This window comes from Desulfosarcina ovata subsp. ovata, assembly GCF_009689005.1.
GTDB lineage: Bacteria > Desulfobacterota > Desulfobacteria > Desulfobacterales > Desulfosarcinaceae > Desulfosarcina > Desulfosarcina ovata.
Genome location: NZ_AP021879.1, coordinates 906,400 through 922,002, shown reverse-complemented (window position 1 = coordinate 922,002; position 15,603 = coordinate 906,400). Strand labels below are relative to the sequence as shown.

The 15,603-nt window shown below is 49.0% G+C and carries 18 protein-coding genes and 1 tRNA gene; 3 read left to right on the top strand and 16 right to left on the bottom strand.

The features are described from left to right. Nucleotides 1-45: 45 nt before the first annotated feature. From GN112_RS04045 to GN112_RS04035, 3 genes are all read right to left on the bottom strand, one after another. A complete protein-coding gene (locus GN112_RS04045; protein WP_155309050.1) occupies nt 46-237 on the bottom strand; it encodes a ferredoxin in 192 nt (63 codons plus the stop codon). A 517-nt stretch (nt 238-754) separates the two neighbouring features. Beyond that, entirely contained in the window at nt 755-1,009 is a 255-nt protein-coding gene (locus GN112_RS04040) for a hypothetical protein (RefSeq protein WP_155309049.1), read from the bottom strand. A 4-nt stretch (nt 1,010-1,013) separates the two neighbouring features. Beyond that, the gene (locus tag GN112_RS04035) at nt 1,014-1,664 is read right to left on the bottom strand and encodes a LexA family transcriptional regulator (protein WP_155309048.1); all 651 of its coding nucleotides are present in this window, start codon (nt 1,662-1,664) and stop codon (nt 1,014-1,016) included. Nucleotides 1,665-1,994: 330 nt separating this feature from the next. Here GN112_RS04035 and GN112_RS04030 point away from each other — a divergent pair, with 330 nt between their 5' ends. Both GN112_RS04030 and GN112_RS04025 read left to right on the top strand, forming a co-directional pair. Beyond that, entirely contained in the window at nt 1,995-2,225 is a 231-nt protein-coding gene (locus GN112_RS04030) for an antitoxin (RefSeq protein WP_155309047.1), read from the top strand. A 19-nt stretch (nt 2,226-2,244) separates the two neighbouring features. Beyond that, nucleotides 2,245-2,637 carry a type II toxin-antitoxin system VapC family toxin gene (locus GN112_RS04025; protein WP_162458775.1) on the top strand — a complete coding sequence of 131 codons (393 nt, stop codon included), beginning with the start codon at nt 2,245-2,247 and terminating at the stop codon, nt 2,635-2,637. A gap of 27 nt (nt 2,638-2,664) precedes the next feature. Here GN112_RS04025 and GN112_RS04020 read toward each other — a convergent pair whose 3' ends face one another. From GN112_RS04020 to GN112_RS03970, 11 genes are all read right to left on the bottom strand, one after another. After that, nucleotides 2,665-3,261, bottom strand: coding sequence for a radical SAM protein (locus GN112_RS04020; RefSeq protein ID WP_231716929.1), 597 nt, complete (start codon nt 3,259-3,261; stop codon nt 2,665-2,667). A 224-nt stretch (nt 3,262-3,485) separates the two neighbouring features. Further along, nucleotides 3,486-3,566, bottom strand: a tRNA-OTHER gene (locus tag GN112_RS04015). A gap of 676 nt (nt 3,567-4,242) precedes the next feature. Next, the gene (locus GN112_RS04010) at nt 4,243-4,701 is read right to left on the bottom strand and encodes a hypothetical protein (protein WP_155309045.1); all 459 of its coding nucleotides are present in this window, start codon (nt 4,699-4,701) and stop codon (nt 4,243-4,245) included. Between the two features lie 13 nt (nt 4,702-4,714). Then, the gene (locus GN112_RS04005) at nt 4,715-5,449 is read right to left on the bottom strand and encodes an AAA family ATPase (RefSeq protein ID WP_155309044.1); all 735 of its coding nucleotides are present in this window, start codon (nt 5,447-5,449) and stop codon (nt 4,715-4,717) included. After that, nucleotides 5,446-7,008 (bottom strand): DDE-type integrase/transposase/recombinase, encoded by a 1,563-nt coding sequence (locus GN112_RS04000; RefSeq protein ID WP_162458774.1) that lies wholly within the window; start codon nt 7,006-7,008, stop codon nt 5,446-5,448. Before GN112_RS04000 ends, GN112_RS04005 begins: the two co-directional genes overlap by 4 nt. Continuing rightward, nucleotides 6,966-7,835 carry a hypothetical protein gene (locus GN112_RS03995; protein WP_155309042.1) on the bottom strand — a complete coding sequence of 290 codons (870 nt, stop codon included), beginning with the start codon at nt 7,833-7,835 and terminating at the stop codon, nt 6,966-6,968. Before GN112_RS03995 ends, GN112_RS04000 begins: the two co-directional genes overlap by 43 nt. Before the next feature lie 871 nt (nt 7,836-8,706). Then, the gene (locus GN112_RS03990; RefSeq protein ID WP_155309041.1) at nt 8,707-8,910 is read right to left on the bottom strand and encodes a hypothetical protein; all 204 of its coding nucleotides are present in this window, start codon (nt 8,908-8,910) and stop codon (nt 8,707-8,709) included. 16 nt (nt 8,911-8,926) lie between these two features. Further along, complete coding sequence (locus GN112_RS03985) at nt 8,927-9,751, bottom strand: ExeA family protein (protein WP_155309040.1); 825 nt, start codon at nt 9,749-9,751, stop codon at nt 8,927-8,929. Then, nucleotides 9,748-11,184 carry a DDE-type integrase/transposase/recombinase gene (locus GN112_RS03980; protein ID WP_155309039.1) on the bottom strand — a complete coding sequence of 479 codons (1,437 nt, stop codon included), beginning with the start codon at nt 11,182-11,184 and terminating at the stop codon, nt 9,748-9,750. Before GN112_RS03980 ends, GN112_RS03985 begins: the two co-directional genes overlap by 4 nt. A 47-nt stretch (nt 11,185-11,231) precedes the next feature. Then, a complete protein-coding gene (locus GN112_RS03975; protein WP_155309038.1) occupies nt 11,232-11,852 on the bottom strand; it encodes a hypothetical protein in 621 nt (206 codons plus the stop codon). Nucleotides 11,853-11,971: 119 nt separating this feature from the next. Further along, complete coding sequence (locus GN112_RS03970) at nt 11,972-12,280, bottom strand: reverse transcriptase domain-containing protein (protein ID WP_155309037.1); 309 nt, start codon at nt 12,278-12,280, stop codon at nt 11,972-11,974. A gap of 145 nt (nt 12,281-12,425) precedes the next feature. On the opposite strand from GN112_RS03970, the gene GN112_RS03965 reads away from it, so the two are divergent. Further along, nucleotides 12,426-12,902: a hypothetical protein gene (locus GN112_RS03965; protein WP_197743252.1), complete on the top strand. Its 477-nt coding sequence runs from the start codon at nt 12,426-12,428 to the stop codon at nt 12,900-12,902. Between the two features lie 295 nt (nt 12,903-13,197). On the opposite strand, the gene GN112_RS03960 is transcribed toward GN112_RS03965, so the two are convergent. Together GN112_RS03960 and GN112_RS03955 are read right to left on the bottom strand one after the other, a co-directional pair. Next, nucleotides 13,198-13,866, bottom strand: a complete 669-nt coding sequence (locus GN112_RS03960; RefSeq protein ID WP_155309036.1) for an AAA family ATPase — start codon at nt 13,864-13,866, stop codon at nt 13,198-13,200. Next, a complete protein-coding gene (locus GN112_RS03955; RefSeq protein ID WP_155309035.1) occupies nt 13,842-15,521 on the bottom strand; it encodes an integrase in 1,680 nt (559 codons plus the stop codon). The genes GN112_RS03960 and GN112_RS03955 overlap by 25 nt, the downstream gene beginning before the upstream one ends. Nucleotides 15,522-15,603: the final 82 nt, after the last annotated feature.

The window sequence follows — 15,603 nt, the reverse complement described above, 5'->3', positions numbered from 1 at the left end:
CAGGTAATCTCTCCTCTATGCGGTTATGCTGTTATTTGCCGGTCATCACTCAACGATTTCGATGGCGTCAGCACCGCACTCAGCTGCGGCACGGCGGCAAACCTCCTTGTATTGCTCTGGTATTTCCTCAAACTTGACCGTGGATTTCAACTCATCCTCATTGTATTCGAACACCTCAGGACAAAGATTATTGCAATTCCGGTCTCCCATACACTGCGACGTTACGATGACTTTCATTTGTTGCCTCCTTTTTAGAACAGTTTAATGATTACTAATCGACATCCTGAATTCCTCGTCATACATGGCAGCCATTTGGCCTGAAAACGATTACTCAACCGCGGCTTTTTGCATAACGACTACCGGCAAATGCACCAACCATGCCGTAAAATCCCAACGGCACTGACGTCGAGAGGGTTTTCATGCATCCTTTGGCTCACAATTCTTCGAAAGGCCATGTTCTCAAGCTGTTACGGCAAGTCTGCCTTTGCTATAACTGACGCGTTAACACAAAAGCGTATCATCATGTCGCTTTTGCGATGACCGACACATATGTCTCAATGAGTGTCTCAATGAGTGTCTCAATCGATTGGACACACCTTTTGGCCGCGTTTCAAGCCGCATGACAATTTTAAATCTTAGATAAGATAGCGGTTTGGGTGGTAGGGTGGGAAGTCGATGGCTGTCAGTTGTTTTGCCTCACCCAACTGAATACATCCTGCGTTCAAACAAAATTGTGTTCAGGCGAAAGAACGCGCTATAAACCCAATAACAGGGTCGCCAAGGCGGCAGATAACACGCATCCGGCCATTGCCAGACATTCCACAGCCGCCCTGCAAACGATCTTTAGGAAGCGATGCACATCCCAGCGCCGAAATAAAAGCGCTCGCCGCAGTTGAAAATCGTCCATCAAAGGCAAGGATCGAGTGTATCTGTCCACACAGGAAAGACTATGATTCAATTTTGCCACAGAGGATTGAAATCCCATGACCATCTGCTCGGTTTCATTCATGTCTTCACCTCAACTCTCTGCAGATCCATAAAACCTTTCCGATGATGCGAACGCGATCCATCTCCTCATCGGACAAAAAAATCGGTGCATATTCTTTGTTGTCACTTAAAAGAACGAGTTTTCGTGGATGTTTTTCGATCCGTTTGACCATGATCGTATCCTCGACACCCACGGCATAGATGGAGCCGGCAAAAACGTCTGTCTGGGACTGGTCGATGAGTACGGTATCCCCGTCTTTAATCTCAGGCGCCATGCTGTTGCCAAACACATCCATTAAAACCATGCGGTCTTTGGGCCCCTTGCTTTGCAGCCACGCCGTTTTAAATGAATAATGGTCTTCAATTTGATTTCCCACATCGAAGGATCCGGCACCGGCACAGAGTCGTGCCTGAACCTTCGGCACCGGGAAAAAGTCGCCGCTGACGGCATCGCCGGGTTTAAGCCATTTCGGTCCATGACTGCCTTCCAACCAGTCGGGATTCAACCCATGGCTGCGAAAAAGGGCCAGCAGCCAATTGGCAGGAACGGAATTGTTCTTACGCGCCTGGGTGATGGAAGACCGGTTGACCCGTAAAATGGTAGCCAACTCGGAAAGGTTTTTGATGCCCAAGGCACTGGAGACACGTTCGAAAAATGTCTGAAATTGGTTTTCCATTTTTTCTTCCTTTGGCTGCTTGATTTGTATTTGATCTATACAACTATTAGTTAAGATAATGCAACAAAAATTATTATAAACAAATTTTAGCGGGATTGTAGTTGTAATGAGTGAACTTTAATAACAACGATAGTTTTGTGCGGGGCGCGATGGTCGGTTGCGGCGGACCAGCGATGTCGGCTTTTATCGGTGTTGAGACGGGAAAACGGTTTCAGGTATCCGGCTGCATCAGGGATGGATCAAGCTCAGACTTGGGAAATAGGATATTGACAACCCCAGCCAAAGTATATATCAGTATATATCAAAAGAAAGAAAAGAGAGGTGACGGTTATGGAATCTGTAGCCAAGATTTTCATGAATGGAAGATCCCAGGCGGTTCGGCTGCCAAAAGCGTTTCGATTCGAAGGCTCTGAGGTCAGAATCCGAAAACAGGGGGAGAAAGTCATTCTGGAGCCAATTAAAAAAACAAAGTGGCCGGATGGATTCTGGGACATTTTTACGCCAGACCCCCAGTTTGAAACGCCGGCCCCATTGCCCCCCAAAGACTTCTCCCTGGATTAATCAAACACACATGTATCTATTGGATACCAATATCGTCAGCTATTGGATGCGTGGTGACTCCGCCATCATTCAGAAAATACAAACCTTCAGTCCATCCGATCTATCGCTCTCGACGGTTACGCTGGCCGAAATCTATTATGGTATCGAAAAATCGCCCACCAGGAAAAAAGAACGACAGCTGAAAATCGAGCGCATAAAGTCCCAGTTGGAGATATATCCGTTCAATGAATCGGCTGCGCTTAAATACGGCAGTATCCGGGCATCACTCGAAAAGCAGGGGCAGCCGATCAGTGAAAGAGATCTGCAAATTGCCGCCATCGCGCTTGCCAACAAGTTTTGTGTTGTAACGCACAACGTTAAAGAATTTCGCCGAATTACCGATTTAAAGGTCGAAGACTGGGCGCAGGATTGATCAATTCTGCCCACCCAACCCTCAAACCTACACTCCTCTTTTATTCGGATCCCAAATAAACTTATGCAATTGCAATTGCAGCCGGACATTGAGACGATCAGCCAATATCCACTGGGCCAGCAGATCCGGACGTATTTTCCCGTAAACCGGCGAAAAATGGATTTTACTATTCTTCGGGCAAACCAGCTTGTAAGTTTTTAGAATGTTACGTGCAAATTCATAGTCAGTCTGGTTTCCGATGACAAATTTCAGTTCATCATTTTCTGTTAACCGATTTAAATTTTCCAAATCATTTTTTTCATGCTCACCGCTTGAAGGACATTTGACATCGACGATTCTGGCACATGCAGAGTCAATCTTGTCGATATCAAGGCTTCCGTTGGTCTCCATCAGTACCTGAAAGCCTTTCGCAATCAATGCATGGATTAAATCCGGGGTTTCCGCCTGGATCAGCGGTTCGCCGCCGGTGATTTCAACCAGACGACACCCGTAAGAACGAACCTTGTCTATAATGGTGCTGATGTCATAAGCGCTGCCCTCACTATAGGCATATTGCGTGTCGCAATAGGAGCACCGCAGATTGCATCCGGTTAACCTGACGAAGACACAGGGACGTTCCCGCAAAACTGGACTCCCCCTGGATACTGTGGAAAATTTCGTTAACAATCAGGGACATCTACTCTTCCTAATAGAAGGATCTGGCGCCCGGTGTTTCGCTCACTTTAATTCTTAATAATGGAATATTGAGATGAATGGCTACCACCGGAGTGTACCACACGACCGGTTGAAGGGATAGGAAGGGCATCAAAAGAAAAACCCGCTGATTTCTCAGCGGGTTGTCTTCTTTTTGGTGCCGAAGGGGAGACTCGAACTCCCACTTCTATTTTTAACACACTGTTTTATTTATATTTTTTAACTGTAATTTTGGCGCTAATAACGTATTAATAACGAAATTGTTCGAAGATGCCCTTCCAGGCGGTCGATTTCAGATTTTTTTCAGAAATTTTCATTTTTTTTCCTACCCATTTTCACCGCCAGATTTTCAGCTGACTTCGCAGGGATCAGTCGACCGTTTAAAGGACCACTTTATTAAGGTCACGCGCCATTTTGTAATGCATGTGTCTTGATGCCACCGGGGTCAACTGCCTTGAACGGCGGCGGGATCCTCCGCCAGCAGACAATTTTCAAACTTCGAATTGCATCAATATCAGTTGAGCCCCCCACTTCGTCATCATTCTTTAAAAGTCATCGATTCCATGAAACCATCCTGCTGTCTCTGCCACTAATTTCATATACAAAGTCGGCATCTGCAACGGTCGCGGTAGAGAACGCCCTTTCGGGCGCCCCCCCGCACAGATCCCGGCGTGCGGAACTACCGCACCGGGCTCCTATCTTGGATGTCGTGTGCCACGCTTTTTGAGACTGTCATCCCACGTTTCATGAGATCATTCGGATGACATCCGATATCGCCGCGTTAACCTATATCATATCGTTCATAATCGAGACGCGTTCAAATGAACAAATGATAAAGCTTACCGCGTGGATGACGTTTCGCCAACAACCGGAAAGAACCGACTTACAACAAGAAACCAGTATATCTATCCGCTACACGTCAGCAACGCAGAACCGCAACTCACCCCATGAGCCTCTGTTAACAACGACGATCTTGGTATTGATTGAACGAATTTCAAGTTTTTTTTCAACGAGTTTACCGGTGTAAATCAGGAAGTTTTTAGCGGAAGTGTAGGCGAGCAGGAGCCTGTAAGGGGTGTTGTCGAACAGCAGGTCCAAGCGCACCTGACCGGTGCATTGATCTCTGTCGAGACATTTCTGGCAGCGTTTTTCCGTATCACCGATGGGGTTGACGGCATCCAGAGATCGGCAGACAGGGCGTCGGTTCCGGTAGAGCGTTCGGGCGGCGCCGTAATCAAGGATCCGGCTGTCAAGCGCTGGGATCGGTTTTCTTTTGTTACCCAGATCGATGCCCTGAGGTCTGACGGTGATGTAGCGCGCCATCATACGCTGTACGATGTCACGCAGGATTTCGGCTTGCTGCGGGTTCATGGCATATCCCCTTTCATGTCAGTTCCCAGCGTTGGAGCATGTCGTCGAGAAACAAAGGATCGATGGGGCCGCCGGATTTGTTTTCGGCCAGGATTTTTTTGAACCTGGGGACAACCAGGCCCGGGATACCTCTGGCGCGTTCAAACAGGATATGCAGCCCCTGCTGACAGATGCGCTGCAGATTTTCGGCACCGAAGTGATGTTCGATAAAAGGGGGCAGTTCATCGAATGTCAGACCGGTCAACTCTTCGCGCACCACGATACGCCGCCACAAAGGGGCAATGGCCTGAACTCTGTCCCGCAGCAAAGGCATGCCGATTAAAAGGATGCGTACCGGGCAACTGCCGTCAAGGTCGCTTTCGGCCAGCGCCTTTGCCTCCAGCAGGGTTTCATCGGCCAGTTCGTGTGCTTCGTCGAACCATAACAGCAACTGGTGGGGGTGTTCGCCAAGGGCGGATATCAGGCCTTGGAGCGTTTCGCTGTGAGAGCGTCGGGTGGGCAGTCTCATCCAGGTTGCCAGCACGCGGATCAGGGCGGTTGCACTCAGGTGACGTGCGTGAGAAAAATAGAACACGCGATGCCGGCAGCGGTCTAGGACGGTGTTCAACTGCCGGCACAGCCATGTTTTACCGACACCGGTCTCGCCGGTTAACATCAGATAACGGTCGTTTTCGTTTCGAAAGGCGTTTTCAAGGTTTTCAAGCGCCCGTGCAAAATCGTCAAAGGCAAAGTAGGACGATGGGTTCATAGTGGTTCCTCCTGCGGGTCGGGTTTCTTTATCTGTGCCTTTACAAGCCTTTCCAGGTATTGCAGATAGGCTTTCAGGGCACGGTTGGGTCCAAGGGCGTCAGCGGTTTTGTCGATCGCCCGGCGAAACGGCTGTGCGGGCAACGGGCCGTTTTGTCGATAAAAGGCTTCGATGGCCGCGGCTTCTCGTTGGTCGATGGGAACGGGGCGCTGCAGCAGCCGGCTGAACTCACGAAACACTTCCGGCAAACCGAAGCCGGGCTGGGCATTGGGCCGGCAGCGACCCTGCCAGACATCCAGAAGTTTTTGCAGCTGGCCGGTGCCCCGTTTTTCCTCTGTCTTTTGAAAATCGAAGGGATGCTTTTTGGTGAAGGGTTCAAGCGGGATCTGGTGCGCGTCATCGATGATCAGCAAGGCTTGGTCTGTGTTTACCGGATCATAGCGAAAATGACATTTTTTTCCTGCAAAGCGGGCCGGCACACGGAAAAGGCCGTTGGGTAGATTCACCTGGCCGGTCTTCGGGTGGCTTTTGGCCTGGGCGGCAATTTGAAATGCCTGGGCAAGTTGGTCGGCACCGACGCGCCGTGTTGAGATGCGTCGGGCCAGGGCTTGTTCCGGGGTCATCTTGATTTCACGATGGTGGTGCCGGTTGTAGACCAAAGCGATCGTCGCCTGAAGCAGGGCCTCCAGATGATGGATATCGACCACCTCCTGGTTTGGCAGCTCTTTGACGAACCATTTTTTCAGGGATCGGTGATAAGCCTCGATTTTCCCCTGTGCCTCTGGGTTGCGGGATTTTACCCAGTTTCGATGAACCCCCAAAAAGGCAAGGCCGGTGCGGAAGACTTCGGAGTCATAAGCCGAGGCGCGATCGAACTGCATGCGAAGGGCAATCCCCCACTTGGACGCGGCCAGGCGAAAGACCCTGACGGCGGCTTGGATATTTTCAGCCTGTGCGATAATGGCGGCCAGAATGTAACGGCTAAAATCATCGAGAATCGACAGCACATGGACCCGGATCGTTTGGCTGTTGGTCAACATTACTGAAAACGGGCCTTTGGCGTCCAACTGCCAAATTTCGTGCGGCTGGTCGGTCTCGTACAGGTCCCGCAGTTTTTTGCCTGCTGTCTTTCGGCGTCGCAAAATGCCCATAAACGCCGGGTGTGCGTGAAGATCCCGGCTAAGGGTCGAGCGACTCATGGACAGCTCACCGAACTCCAATTCGAGGTAAATCATCAGCTGGGTCAAAGAACGTCCGGGCTCTTCGTACAAAAGCCCCAGGGCGTAGTTCACCTGTTCACAGCGGTCGGTGCGGGCCATCCCTTTGTCTTTTCTGACCTTGGGCATCAGCCCCAAAAAGCCTTTTTCGCGGTAGTCTTTCAGCCATCGGAACAGTGTGCTTCTGCCGATCGGCCTTTTTTGGGACGAACACGGCCATTGAACAGACTTCCGCGTACGATCGCTAAGAATGTGCCGTTTTTTTGCTTCGGTCAGTTTGTCATCCAAAAGTGGACTGATCATTTCGAACCGCCAGGCGGCGATCTCCCATGAATCGGACATGACAAGGGCTCCTTTGGAAGAATGTGGCCCCATGTTCGCATATTTTTAAAATTGATGTGTTCAGCCGCCGTGCAGCTAATGCCGGTTTTAAAGCCAAGGCCGAACGAATTGCCCCAACTGACGATGAGACAGTTGAGTTCAGCGAAGTTTGGCGGGTTTTCGGACGCGATCAGCGTACTGACAAATTCAAATTGTTTGCAGGCTTCAAGACGTTCCCGGCGCCCCTGGCTGCGGTAACGATCCGGGTTGATCCAAACCGGTTGACCATGCAATGAACACATCTGTGGGTAACGGATTTCCAACTCCGCCTGGATCCGGGTGGCCGGTATTGAAAAGGCCGTTTCCCCCATCGGCCTGCCCAGCCACCAGGCACCCAACCCTTCTGTCCATGCGTGAAGTGTCGCGTGCTCAGGGGTGTGATCACCGTAAAGATGATCCCATACCACTTGGCGCAATGCCATGTCTCCTCGGTTGTATAGGCTTACCGAGAGCTCAATCACCGAAAGTGAGTAAAGTTTGTAGGGAAGAATATCCGCCGGGAGCAACCGGAACCGGCTTTTACATATGGGACATCTGACCAGAACAATCTGGGCCATATCCTTGACCACCGTATCGATCCCCTCGTGATCCTTTTCAAGCTTGTACAAAGTGCGACAAACGGTAGAGTTGGTCAATTCAAGCGATGGCAGTGGCTGCTGGCAAGCGCAATCAACAGAACATTTTGGACAGATCGTCTCTGCCAGATAATCGGCAAGAAGTCCTTGCGAATAAAGGCAAATGTAGGTAGCATTGGTAATTGCTATGGTGATCGGGATGGGTGCCTCCATCTTGGTTGCCGAAGGGGGCAGGCCAATGCCCCCTTCATCCTTATCGACGAATTCTGTAGCCCGCCTCCTAATCGGTTTGTAACTCCCTGTATAATACCCTTTTTCTACGGGTGAACAAATGAACTGGTGCTTCAGTGAAAAATGCTGAGCACCGGATTTTGTTTTTGATAACTCTCTGAATGAAAATTGAAGGGGGCGGACATGCGATTGCCAAGGTATGTGATGGGAGGTTCGGAGTGAGTGAGGTGAGGAGGACTGAGCCGTGATTATTTGTTCTATATTTTTTTCTACAATTGAAAATGAGTCAGTGGGTTAGTGGGCTTTGAGTCTCTGAGTCCGTGAGATGCGAGTCTCTGAGTTCGTGAGCTACGACAATCTTGGGTGTTTGGCGTAAAAGCGCACATTCGGGTATGGATGCTGGACTGTGGGTGATGGAATCCATCGCTTCACGATAGGTTTGAATCGTTCCCAATTCATGCGCCGCTTTTGACCTCGACGCCTCAGCGTTTTAAACCAATAGCGGATAACTTCGGTCCGGAACGTATTCATTGCATACAGATTACCGGAGACTGCGTGGTAGCGGTAATATCCACTTATTACTGTCTGTAGCCATGCGCCAACCTCACCTATCGGATCATGCATTCGGGCACGTATCGCCGCCTTGACTCTGCTCAGGGCTGCCCTCAGCCGCTTCTTCACCGTCTTTCGGTAAATATGGAACCATCCTTTCTTCTTGGTCACTGTGCAGATGTGTGTGAATGAGAGTGATCACGATAATTGATGGATTTTCAATCAAGAAAAATAAAGGTGCGAACAGGAATAAAAAAAAGGGCCGCCGGAGCGGCCCAATCAATTTTTCTATCGTTTAGATTTAAAAAGGGATTTTATCGCGCCCATGGCAATCGGATCTATAGCAAACAGGAGTGCGTATATTTTTTTTATTTTCAAGCATTCGATTCAAAAAATCGAAAGCTGTTTCAAGGAGCAGCCTTTCAATTAGTTCTTCGATTCGTTCAGTCAATTGAGCCTCAAGGGCCATATTTTCGTCATGTTCTATTTTATTGAGAGTTTTCATTTCAGATTTCCTTTCTTTAGTTTTTACGATTTGGTGTACGCGCGTATAATTCAAGGAAAAGTTTTTCATCCAGTTGGGCTATTTCCCTTTGCGCTCCTTCAACCAACAAGTCGTTTGACATGCTGTTGAGCACTCTCAGGTAGCCACCGGCATGCTCGGCAAGAGTTTGCATAAGCTCTTTTGTCATCAAAGCCGGGGCGCCTGCAGATTCGACAGCGTGTCTCAAATAGTCCAAAAGGTCATTTTTGGTGTAGGGTTCAAGCTGTCTTCTGACCTGGATGCGACTTCCCAAGGAAACCAGAGGAAGAGCGCGGAACCTTTCCGGCAGGCGGTTATCACCACACAGGATTGTTGTCAGCAAGCATTCCGAGTCGAAGTTGGCGCTTCCCAGGAGTCTGAGTTCATTAAGGCAGGGGGTTGCCATTTCTTGGGCTTCGTCAACCAGCAGGACGGGCTTTAATAGGGTATTCTTAAAATGTTCATGCCATCGGATGCGTAACGATTTAAAACCGCCATAGCGATTGGCCGGTGAAAGGTTGATCTCAAAAAGATCGCCCATTTCACGATAAAAATCAGTCAGGCTGCTTTGAGGGCGCTCCATAACAGCGACAATCACATCTCCCATAGGCGCCAGGCGATTTACCAGAAGCTGTAGGTTTTTAGATTTCCCCAAGCCGGGTTCACCACATATCAAGGCAAACCCACCCTCTTTGACCAGGTTCTCAATTCTGAAAAAGAAAGAATCAATTGCAGGCGGTCGCCAGAGCGCTTCAGCCGGTATATTCGGTGAGAAAGGATTCCACTTCAGGCCGAAGAGGTTCAATAATGTTTTGTTGTTCATACGTCCTCCTTGGGCAAATACGCCGGTGGCAATCCTGTTACGGCGTATTCTGCCATGTATTTATTCAGTAAAGGGGGAATCGGTTCAAAGACATCTTTCGAGATGTCAACGTTGACAGCGGGGTTGGTCAAACGCCGCCTGCGCCCGTCGGCATTTTTGGACTTGTCTTGCGGGTAAAGCGTAGCAAGTAAATTATCGTTGCGTTTGTCCACCATAAAAATCCGGCTGAGATCCCAGCTCTGGTAACGTACATAAATTTCCTTGATAAAGCGAAAGCGAGAGGGGATTTCAAAGCGGACGCCCTTGACCGTGATGCTTCCGTCACTTTTGCGCTGGATGCGTCTTTCCCGAACTGTGAAGGCCAATTGGATCGCCTGATGATCCGGCGACGGTCGATCTACCGCTTTTACCTGCAATGCTTTCTCGCGGGGAGCCATTCTGATCTCGCGATGTTGGGAACGATTGTATTCCTGTTCGACCCACGCCTGTGTCGCCTGGTTCAGCATCTCAAGGGTCAATGCCTCTACATGTGAAAGCATGGCCAGTAAACGGCCTTCCACCTGCGCCCAGAAGACTTCCTGTTTGCCGTTCTGATAGGGGCTATAAGCAAGGGTGGTATCGTGGTGAACGCCCAGACGAGAGAACCCGTTTTGGGTTTCTCCGGCTAGCATGGCCGAGCCATTATCGCTTAGTGTGCTACGCGGTAAGCCGCGCTTGTGAAAGGCTTGCATCAACCCATGATACAATGTTTCGGCGCTTTCTGAGAGGTACCATTGAGCGTGACAGCATAGACGGGAACAATCATCCAGAATGCCCAAAAGATAGACGCGATGCCAAATTCCGTTCGCATCAACCGCTTTTCGGTGACACTCATGATAATCAAAATGCCACAACGCGTGGACAAAATCAGATTCGTAGCTGCGCACTTCATGTTTTTCGAGCCGTTCGGCAGCTTTTTGGCGTCCTTCGGTGGGGCTTGGACCGGTGGATGGTTTGCGGATCCATCCCCGTTCAAGCATGCGGCGTCTTACGGTAGGGTACGATGGACACTCTCCTAATTCAGGGTGATCCTCGGAGAGCGCTTTGAGGTTGTCGGCATGCAGTTGGAAACTCCAGTGCTGATAACGCCTGTACTGTTTTTCCAGTTCTGCCAGCAATAACGCCGGCATGGCGCGGTTTTCTCCGGCATCGGATCGAACGCGGCGCGTTAAAGCTTCGATCGGATCATCCGTGCCAAGGGCTCGGTAATACCATCTTTCAATTGTTGAAAAGCTGAACTGAACCAACTGATCCGTGGTCGGATGGTGGTAACGCTTAAGCGCCAAATACTCAAGCTCTTCCTTTAATTTCCCCGCGGCCGGCGGACGGCGCCAGATGGGACCGATTACGGTAAAGCGAAATAAGGCCCAGATTCGAGTTGTTTTGTCTTTCATAGGCAGCTCCTTTCATAATTAAAAGTCACCGCCCACTGTAGACAATTCTAAAATCCGCTGCGTAGACCCATTTTCTGCGTGATCCCTTTTCGCCCCTGATAATGTTGAAAAAATTGCCCCTTGCTGAACAACTTCAGGCAATTTGTCAAGCCCGCTTCAGAATCGCCGGCATGGGCAATGAATGCATCCAGTGCGTCGCCAGGCAGACAACTGTTTGAAACCGTTGCGGAGAAGCAGCCGCGCATGCCACGCCAGCAGACACTCGATGGAAAAGCATCACGATAATAGATAACCCAGCGGAAGAAGGTCTTGCGATCGATGCCGAACTGATCAATCAAACGCTTGGTATTTTTGCCTTCAGGGCGGTTTTGACGAATCGTCATGATCAATAATATGACAAGACCCCAATAAACTCGACGCCCCATGAATAAACAGGATGGGGGCAACAGCCGATGCCGGCAATCTCGATTCCCGCAACACAAACTCTTTCGTATGCATAGCTCTTCTGGAAGATCAGGGCCGCCTCGGGGTTTTCGATCATAATAGGCTTTGTGCAACGGACCATCGCAGTCCGGACAACCCATCTCTTGGTATTGCTCAGATAAATTCGTATCGATTTGGTTCAGTAAGAAATAAAAACTGGATTTTTGATGTAGCTCTGATAGCATTCCTCCCACCTTTCTGCGGGCAGGAGGCTTTTTTTACGCTAAATGAGGGGGCTTCCTGTCCGTCCCTCATTTATCTTGCACAAACCATCCATTGTTCCCATCATTTATTTTGATTACTCTCAGAATCCCAGAAAATCGAATGTCTCCGGCTTTCCCCGACCTTCCTTCTTCCTGTTTTGTACAGCAAACCGCCCAAATTCAATCAAGCGTGTCTTTTCAGGGTGAAGGGATAGAGCGAACTTTGCCAACCGTTGTTGCAAGTCCACAATAAAAGTCTCGGCTTCATGGCGGTGCTGGAACCCTATGACAAAATCGTCAGCGTAACGCACTATCATCACATCGCCACTGGCTTTTGTATCCCTCCAGTGGTTAACCCACAGGTCCAAGACATAATGCAAGTAGATATTGGCAAGCAGCGGCGAGATCACGGCCCCTTATGCAAAGAAAGTAATTATGCAAAGTAAGCCATAAAATTCGTCTTAATTCAAGGGTTTCTTTTTGATTTAATAAGCATAATCTCCGCCAATGAGACTGAGCAAAAGCTCAAAAAATCATTATAAGGAGATACTTTTTATGCAAAAGAAACCATTGGAAGAGCTTTTACAGGATTTGGAGCAGGAGCTACTTCGGCTCGGTTACACCGAAGGCTCCATGAAGTTTTACCGCAACCGTTGGAAGAAAATTATTCAGTTCGCTGAAGGGCGGGATGAGATTTTCTATTCCGAGCAACTTGGAATCGACTATGTCGAACACCACTACCAGATCCTTGAAAAGGATTTTGATAAAACCCTATCCCAGAAGGATACGCAAGAACTCCGCATCATCCGTATGATTGGAGACTTCCAACTCCACCACACTGTTCTTAGACGGTACTATAAACATAGGAAACTGCTTACAGATTCCTATTACATAGGTGTCATCAAGGATTTTAAAAGATACTGTGAGCACAAGGATTATTCCAAAGTAACCGTAAATCATTACGTGAAGCAATCGGAGCGTTTCATGGATTATCTTGTTTCCCAGGGAATCCGTGTGCTAAGGCAAAAATAGTGTAACGCTTCCCGTTCTGTTTATTCAGGCCCCGTTTAAAAAATATCCCAAATATATTAATGCGTTAGTGATCATTGGCTGCCTTTAGGACGTTGCAAAATAATGTAACTTTTTCATCGTATTTCAGGCCTTGAAGCATCTTATGCCGCTGCGCGTTAGCGGTTAATAGAGAAACGATGCAATAACAATCGACTTTACGAGAGTTAAAAAAAGTTACGATGTGGGATTTAGATTAACAGGTCTTGGGAGAAAGCTGATTCGCCGCAGAGTGAGGGAAGAGATTGTTTTTTGGAGCCTACATGGGATGAAGATTGGCGAGAAAGTCGACCGCCAGATTTAAATCGACGAAGCTATGGCCCAGTTCTTTGGCCTTGTCGCGGCAATCCGTGCAAATTTCCTTGAATTTTCTCATATCGCCCCTGGTGGCCACATAAATCTGTTCGATGGCTTCAGATTCAAAATCCTTGTATTCCAGGATGAAATCCTCGACTACGATGGGATACAGAATCAAGGTTTTCAATCGGCTGAGGATATCCGGATGCTGGCTGGTCAAATATGTCCTCACCTTTGGCAGTCCGGCCAAAACGATGGGCACGTGCGCGTCCATGATTCGTTTCAGGTAGGGCCAAACCCTTTTTTCGATGTCATTGGCCTCGTCGATGATGATGTAATAATCGGTCAGATTGCGGATCAGCTTCAAATGATGGGGCGTGCGCCGATAAGTGGCCACCGCCTCGTAGTTCAACCCTTGAAGGATGGAGGCCAACATTTCATGCACATTGAAAAGCGACTCCACCCATACGCCTTGAAGTTTTTTGGGTTTGAGCAGTTCGAGGAAACGAGTTTTTCCGACACCATATTCGCCCTCGATCAATACGCTCTGTCCCCGGTAGATCCGGTTGTATACCGCGGATAGATAGGAGACCCGGCGCTTATCGTTTATAAAACTTTGTTTTCGCTGCATGAGGCATACGGGGCCAAAGGGTTGTTTGACAATTGTCTTTCGCAATCCAAAATGAACGCATTGAAAAGCGCCTTGCCGGTGATGGTTTCAGGCTGGCGTAGTTTGATCGCGTAAGCGATATATCGTTTCCGGTGTTGCCGATAGATTGTTTGGGCGGCATCGAGGGTCAAACCCCGAAGATGGATGTCAATCAGTCGTGGCCTGTCCACCGCCATCTTTTTCTCCTGCAGAAAAGCGCTGATCAATTCAACCGCGTTGGGTTCGGTGCCTGCCTTTTTGACCGGCTTTTCGTAAGGTTCCCGGCGCAGCGCTTCACCCAGCAGGATACCGTTTTCCTTATGCTCGAAGATAAACAGCTTGTCGCCAAGATCGGAGATATACACCTTGGTGCTCTTGTGGCGGCTGAAGTGTTGCGCGCCAACGGCCACATAGTAGGTCTGCTTTTTGAAAGTAATGATGCCTTTCGCCCCCACGGTGGCGTTGATCTTGTCATAGCCGTATTTGACGAAATGGCGTACGTCATCCGCACTGAACGTTATCCACTCGTATTGGGCAAGACCGTCGTCAAACTTCTCCTTGGGCACCCAGGCCGATGTTTTACCGTTCACAGAATAATAGTGCTTTTGCTCATTGTGCTGCCGGCGATAGGCTTCGAGTAAACCACTCTGGCGCAGCGTTGCAAGATCGATGTCGAGATAGGTGATGGTAATTTTTCCTTTTTTGCCCTTTTTGTAGATATAGCCCGGTTCTGTCTTAACGATGCGGTCTTCAAAGTGCTTGATGATCCGCATTTCAAAATGATGGATGCTGCGATGGGATGATTCCAGATGTGCTTTGTCCTTGGGCGCATGGATGCGTGAGAAGTTTGGTTGCAGATAAAATCCGCCTGGCAATGAAAATTTGATGTTCAGTTCGTTGATGGGGCGTTTCAGGTTGACAAAACCCTTTGCATTGTCCGGTCTCAGCCGTATCTTTTTTTGCGGAAAGGGGGTGCTCACCAAAAATTTCTCGAACAGGTCCACCGAATTTAGACTGCTTTCGGAAAAATAGGCGTCAAGCACAAGCATGTTGCGCGATCCGGTGTCAAAAAACTCGATCACCTGGGGCTTGGCCCAAACGCCGTCGTCCGATCGAATCTTGAAATAGCGAAACCTGCATCCGTCCATTTGAATCAAATCGAAGACCGGTTCGTCCTTAAAGCAGACGCTGGGATCGTTCTTTTCCTCGAAGTCTGGTTTTTCCAAATAGACCTTGAGGTTGGCTTGCCTGGCAAAACGCCTTAAAGCGCTAAGTGAGATGCTACGTTCGAACTCTTGTTCGAGCCAGGCGTGGTAATTTTTGATGGTTCGTCCATGGCGGGTGATAAATACAAAACGATCGTCCGATGGATCGCTGGAAGCCTTGACCATCTCGATGAAGCGGTTTTGGATTTTTTCGGTCAAGACCCGGCGCCGGCCGCTGCACTTTCTGCCTTCCATGATGCCTTGGCCGGCAAGCAGCAGCGGTTTGGGAATGACGCCGGTCTTACGGTATTGATCCATGTAATATTTTTTGGCCCTGCGTTTGGCGCTGCCGGTTTTGTCCATGATCTTTTTGTGCAGCAAGATCAGGAAACGGTCGTCCATGGGCAGTTGTTCAAAGTCTTTGTCTTTCATTGAGTGCGGCCACGAAAAATGATGGAAAAACAGCTTAAAATGTACAAGAACCGTGAGGGAAGAAAGATGGAGCCCCCTCGCG

Excerpts from the sequence above, each read along its gene's own strand:
- GN112_RS04045 (WP_155309050.1), bottom strand. The coding sequence starts at position 237 with ATGAAAGTCATCGTAACGTCGCAGTGTATGGGAGACCGGAATTGCAAT.
- GN112_RS04040 (WP_155309049.1), bottom strand. The coding sequence starts at position 1,009 with ATGAATGAAACCGAGCAGATGGTCATGGGATTTCAATCCTCTGTGGCA.
- GN112_RS04035 (WP_155309048.1), bottom strand. The coding sequence starts at position 1,664 with ATGGAAAACCAATTTCAGACATTTTTCGAACGTGTCTCCAGTGCCTTG.
- GN112_RS04030 (WP_155309047.1), top strand. The coding sequence starts at position 1,995 with ATGGAATCTGTAGCCAAGATTTTCATGAATGGAAGATCCCAGGCGGTT.
- GN112_RS04010 (WP_155309045.1), bottom strand. The coding sequence starts at position 4,701 with ATGAACCCGCAGCAAGCCGAAATCCTGCGTGACATCGTACAGCGTATG.
- GN112_RS04005 (WP_155309044.1), bottom strand. The coding sequence starts at position 5,449 with ATGAACCCATCGTCCTACTTTGCCTTTGACGATTTTGCACGGGCGCTT.
- GN112_RS04000 (WP_162458774.1), bottom strand. The coding sequence starts at position 7,008 with ATGTCCGATTCATGGGAGATCGCCGCCTGGCGGTTCGAAATGATCAGT.
- GN112_RS03995 (WP_155309042.1), bottom strand. The coding sequence starts at position 7,835 with ATGGAGGCACCCATCCCGATCACCATAGCAATTACCAATGCTACCTAC.
- GN112_RS03990 (WP_155309041.1), bottom strand. The coding sequence starts at position 8,910 with ATGAAAACTCTCAATAAAATAGAACATGACGAAAATATGGCCCTTGAG.
- GN112_RS03985 (WP_155309040.1), bottom strand. The coding sequence starts at position 9,751 with ATGAACAACAAAACATTATTGAACCTCTTCGGCCTGAAGTGGAATCCT.
- GN112_RS03980 (WP_155309039.1), bottom strand. The coding sequence starts at position 11,184 with ATGAAAGACAAAACAACTCGAATCTGGGCCTTATTTCGCTTTACCGTA.
- GN112_RS03975 (WP_155309038.1), bottom strand. The coding sequence starts at position 11,852 with ATGCTATCAGAGCTACATCAAAAATCCAGTTTTTATTTCTTACTGAAC.
- GN112_RS03965 (WP_197743252.1), top strand. The coding sequence starts at position 12,426 with ATGCAAAAGAAACCATTGGAAGAGCTTTTACAGGATTTGGAGCAGGAG.
- GN112_RS03960 (WP_155309036.1), bottom strand. The coding sequence starts at position 13,866 with ATGCAGCGAAAACAAAGTTTTATAAACGATAAGCGCCGGGTCTCCTAT.
- GN112_RS03955 (WP_155309035.1), bottom strand. The coding sequence starts at position 15,521 with ATGAAAGACAAAGACTTTGAACAACTGCCCATGGACGACCGTTTCCTG.